Origin of the sequence: Mesorhizobium sp. M7A.F.Ca.US.006.04.2.1, from assembly GCF_004022915.1 — a bacterium.
In the GTDB taxonomy this organism is placed as follows: Bacteria; Pseudomonadota; Alphaproteobacteria; order Rhizobiales; family Rhizobiaceae; genus Mesorhizobium; species Mesorhizobium ciceri.
On record NZ_RZQA01000683.1, the window covers coordinates 1 to 3,605 of the forward strand.

Sequence of the window (3,605 nt, forward strand, 5' to 3'; positions counted from 1 at the left end):
ATTCGCCCTGCGAGGAGAAGCGGTCGAACAGCGCCGAGGACAGCACCGGAGCCGGCACGCCGGTGTCGATGGCCGCCTTCAGCGTCCAGCGGCCTTCGCCGGAATCCGAAACGCGGCCGCCGAAATTCACCAGGCCCGGATCGCTCTTCAAGGCGCCGGCCGTCAGGTCGAGCAGCCAGGAGCCGATAACGCTGCCATGCCGCCAGACCTCGGCCACCTGGGGGAGGTCGATGTCGAACTGGTAGTATTGCGGGTTTTCCAGCGGGCTGGTCTCGGCGTCCGCCGTCCGTTGCCGCTTGCCTGCATTGGCCGATTTCAGGATGTTCATGCCTTCGGCATAGGCGGCCATGACGCCATATTCGATGCCGTTGTGCACCATCTTGACGAAGTGGCCGGCGCCGCTCGGTCCGCAATGCAGATAGCCGAAGGGCGCGGTCCCGGCATCCCTGGACGGATTGGAGCCGGCATCGGCGCCCGGCGCCAGCGTGGCGAAGATCGAATCGAGGTGCTGCCCCGCCACGTCGGGACCGCCGATCATCAGGCAGTAGCCACGCTCCAGGCCCCAGACGCCGCCGCTGGTGCCGACATCGACAAGATGGATGCCCTTGCCGGCCAGTTTCGCGGCCTGGTCGACGGCGTCGTGATAATAGGAATTGCCGCCGTCGACGACGATGTCGCCGGGCTCCATCAGGGCCGCCACCTGGTCGATGATCCTGCCGGTGATCGCCGCCGGCAGCATCAGCCACACACAGCGCGGCTTGGCCAGCTTGCCGATGAATTCTTCCATCGAGGCCGCCCCTGACGCGCCGTCGGTCACCAGGGCCGCGACGCTGGCCGGGTTGATGTCGTAGACGACGCATTCGTGGCCGTCGCGCATCAGGCGCCGGACCATGTTGGCGCCCATCCGGCCCAGTCCCATCATTCCGATCTGCATGGTTTCGTCCCTGTTTTCTAGGAGATTTGCGGGGTTATCGAGGGAAGGTCTGCTGGCTGTCCTGGTCGCCTGAGATGACGGAGAAGTCGACATTCTCCCAATCGCCGGCCCCGGGCCAGAAAAAAGTGAAGGTCAGCGTGCTTCCCTTGGGAAGGCCAGAGACGGCCAGATCGGCAAGATGGATGCCGAAATCGTTCTCCACCGTCTGGCTGTCGTGGGCGGTCGCCCAGTTGTCGGTGCTCCAATGGACTGTAGCCGGAGCCAACAGTTCGACGCGCAGTGTCTTGCCGGCCGGGACCGTGCGGATCTTGTTGTTGAACCGCCATGTCCGGAACGGCGACACTGTCTTGGCCTCGATATACCGCTTGACGCCTTGCGGCGGCATGTCGAAGACCGCGCCGTCGCGCAGCGAGCGCAACAGCTTGATATGCTCCGAATGCGCCCAGACCAGCGGCATGGCGCTGCCCGAGGGGCGGCCGTGCAGCAGTTCGCGCTCCGGCATATCGGCGCCGTCCCAGACCTGCTCCGGCAACAGGCCGCCCGGTCCGGCCGAGCCTTCCAGCGCTGCCAGCAGGCTGGCTGCCTTTTCCCTACGCCCGGCCGCCAGCTCATAGTGGGCGCGTTCGCCGGCCAGCAGCGGCCAGGGGCGACCCTGGCCGGTGCCGTCGAAAGGTGCGCCATCTTCATGCTCGCCATAGCCGTCGCCGTTGTAGCGATACCAGAGCGGCCCTTGCGGCAGATCGCAGCGCAATTGCGCGTCGATGACCTTGACCGTGTCTGTCATGCGCGGGTCGTCGGCCGCCCGCAGGCCGAAGCGGACAAGTGCAAGCGCATCCGGACTGACGATTTGCTCGGCCGGCCGGTTGGTGTCGCCGGGTGGCCGGTTCTTGATCGGGACATAGCCGTCCTTCGGCGAACCGGCCTCGGCGCTGTCGGGTGGTGCTATGCGGACATAGTAGCCTTCGACGCCGACTTGACCGCAGATCGCCGTGCCGGTGACGTAGGTCCAGCGCTCGACCTGGTCGTTCCAGACGTCTGATGTCTCGCGCAGATAGGTCGCCGCGTCCGGCTTGCCACAGGCGTCGAGCAGGTCGGCTGCGGCAAGCAGTGCGGCGATTTCGACGGCGAGCGTGAACGGGCTGTAGCCGGCATCCTCTTCCCAGCGGTCCTCGCCGGTGACCGGCCCGTTGCGCACGACGAAGCCGGCGGCGCGCTCGATCATCGGCAGAAAGACTGCGAGCTTGGCGTGCGGCAAATGGCCGGCGCGGTGCAAAGCTTCGGCCAGCAGCAGCGGAAAGGCGCATTCGTCCATCTGGATGCCGGGCCAATAGGCCGATCCGTCGAGCCAGGCGTTCTGCGGCCAGTGGCCATCCGGCTGCTGGATGGAGCCGAGATAGTCGAGGATTTGCAACGCCGAGGCGGCGTCGCCGGCAGCAAGAAAGCCGCCGGCCGTCTCGACCAGATCGCGCGGCCAGACCAGATGGTAGCCGCCGAGGTCGTCGTCGCCCTTGTCGAAGCCCCACGGGATCGACAGGCTGGCGACCGCGGCGCCCGGTGTGGCGATCGACCGGTGCGTCGCCAGTACCGCCGTCGAGACGCGATAGAAGTTGATCCCGGGCACCGCGTGCCGGTCGAGCGGCAGCAGGCCCTTTTGCCAGTTGCGCCAGTTCTGGAGGTAGGAGTTCGCCGCGGGTTCAAAACCCTGCTTCAGGCTGGCGAAAGCATGTTCCGCAGCCTCCTCGGGCGTCGCGCCAAATCCCAGCGCCAGCAAAGCCTTGGTCCTGGCCGCGGAAAAGCCGATCTCGCCGGTCAGCGCGACATTGCCGTCCTCGGCCCGCTGGTACGCAGCATCGAGCTCACCTGTGTTGTGCAGTTGCTGCCAACCGTCGGAAAAACCGACATAGCCGGCCGAACCGGTCCGCCAGGGCAGCGACGAGGCCAGCGCCAGGCAGGAGCCGCGCCCCGAGGCGAACAGCACGGGCTTTCCCTCGTGTTCGCCGACCCAGGCGGTGTTGCCCATGCCGGCATTGACCAGATGCGGCGCCAGAAGCGCGTAGACGCGATAATCGTCAGCGACGCCCCTCAGCGCCGTGAAGGTGATTTCCTGCAGCAGCGCCGGGCGCGCCGGATCGGCGAGGATGCGCTTTTCGATCCGCCAGGCGCCGTCGTTCGCCGTGTTGACCAGCCGGTAGGCGGGTACGCCGTCCTCGAACGGTTCGATGCTGTGCGTGGCAGCGCGCTTCTCTTCCGAGAAATAGCCGGCGGCGGCGGTGACGATCAGGCCGAGGTCGCGGGTGCAGGCACTGTCGACGCGCGAATAGTAGATTTCGTTGAGGATGCCGTGGCTGATCGTGAACCAGATCCGGCCGGCCGGCGAAAGCGACGTTCCGACGCCGCTCTTGGCGCTTGACGTCCAGCGCGCCGGAATTCCCGGGGCGCCCGGAGCAACGTTTTGCGTCACTGGCATTCTGTTTCAGTCTCCTGGCCTCCTCCCTAGACCATGACGCGAACCCTTTACAATCATTGCACCGCAAGTTGATCGGCGGGCCGACGGCAGGGCAACGAACTAGGGCTAACGGGTTTCTTCGGAGCTTTCGCCTGCGCTGACGGAGCAGCAAATGAAAAACCCGCCAGTGCGGCGGGTCACCGGCGCAAATCAGCACCATAGACG

2 protein-coding genes are annotated in these 3,605 nt (G+C 66.2%); both read right to left on the minus strand.

Annotated elements, in window-relative coordinates:
• A partial coding sequence (gene gnd, locus EN925_RS28000) for a phosphogluconate dehydrogenase (NAD(+)-dependent, decarboxylating) (protein ID WP_128337075.1) occupies positions 1-934 on the minus strand: 934 nt, incomplete at its 3' end.
• 34 nt (positions 935-968) lie between these two features.
• On the minus strand, positions 969-3,401 hold the full coding sequence (locus EN925_RS28005) for a glucan 1,4-alpha-glucosidase (RefSeq protein ID WP_127388437.1): 2,433 nt from the start codon (positions 3,399-3,401) through the stop codon (positions 969-971).
• Between the last annotated feature and the right edge of the window lie 204 nt (positions 3,402-3,605).

Excerpts from the sequence above, each read along its gene's own strand:
- EN925_RS28005 (WP_127388437.1), bottom strand. The coding sequence starts at position 3,401 with ATGCCAGTGACGCAAAACGTTGCTCCGGGCGCCCCGGGAATTCCGGCG.